This window comes from Rhizobacter sp. P1_G5 (genome assembly GCF_056405435.1).
Map to the genome: position 1 here is coordinate 1 of NZ_JBFUCB010001029.1, position 1,179 is coordinate 1,179.

1 protein-coding gene is annotated in these 1,179 nt (G+C 63.4%); it reads left to right on the forward strand.

What is annotated here, in order from left to right; genetic code table 11:
• The coding region (locus AC1D12_RS33745) for an aspartate carbamoyltransferase (RefSeq protein WP_477845436.1) at window positions 1-1,073 on the forward strand (1,073 nt) is incomplete at its 5' end.
• Between the last annotated feature and the right edge of the window lie 106 nt (window positions 1,074-1,179).

The following is a 1,179-nucleotide window of genomic DNA, read 5'->3' on the forward strand; positions in this document are numbered from 1 at the left end:
CATATAACGCAGACACCTCGGCACTCGCGCCTTGGCCCGTGGCCAAGCACCTCCTGTCGGTGTCCCAGTTCACTCGCGAGTCGGTCGAGTCACTGTTCGCCCTGGCCGACGTCATGCAGCCCATTGCTCGGCGCCAGAAGGTCACGCGCGTGCTCGAGGGAGCCGTGCTGGGGAACCTCTTCTTCGAGGCCAGCACCCGCACGCGGGTGAGCTTCGGCGCGGCCTTCTGCCGCCTGGGGGGCTCGGTCTGCGACACCACCGGGTTCACGTTCTCCTCGATGGCCAAGGGTGAGTCCCTCTACGACACCAGCCGTGTCATCAGTGGCTATGTCGATGCGCTCGTCATCCGGCACCCCGATCAAGGATCCGTCGCGGAGTTCGCGAAAGCGACCAACATCCCCATCATCAATGGCGGCGACGGCCCCGGCGAACACCCCAGCCAGGCCCTGCTGGACCTCTACACCATGCAGCGAGAGTTCTCGCGCATCGGCAAGTTGCTCGATGGGGCGCACGTGGTGCTGGCGGGGGATCTCAAGTACGGCAGGACCGTCCACTCCTTGCTGAAGCTGCTGGCGCTGCATCGGGGGCTGAAGATCACGCTGATCTCACCTCGCTCCCTCGGAATGCCGGCCGAGATCGTCGAGATGGCTTCCCGTGCCGGGCATGTCGTGGAGCAGAGCAACGTTTTGCGAACCGGGGTGATGGGCGCAGACGTCTTGTATGCCACCCGGATCCAGAAGGAGCGGTTCACCGACGAATCGGTCGATGGCTACGACCAGAGCTTCGAAGTCAATCGCGCCATCGTCGATGCCACGGGGAAACTCGACACGGTTGTCATGCATCCATTGCCGCGCGACAGCAGGCCCGGCGCTTTCGATCTGAGCGTTGATCTCAATTCGGATCCCCGTCTGGCCATCTTCAGGCAGACGGACAACGGCGTGCCCATTCGCATGGCGCTTTTCGCGCAGATGCTCGGCGTCGATGGATTGGTGCAAAGGTCGATGCGAGACGCGACGTGGAAATCGCCCACGCACATCGGGCCTGACGATGCACTGCTTRCCGATGAAGGGTAGTCGGTGATCGCCCGCGACGGACTCATCGACAATCGCAGCCACCATGCTCAGCGAACCACAGCCTCGTGCCGATACCGGCCGATGATTCGCGTCATCCCCGTCATCC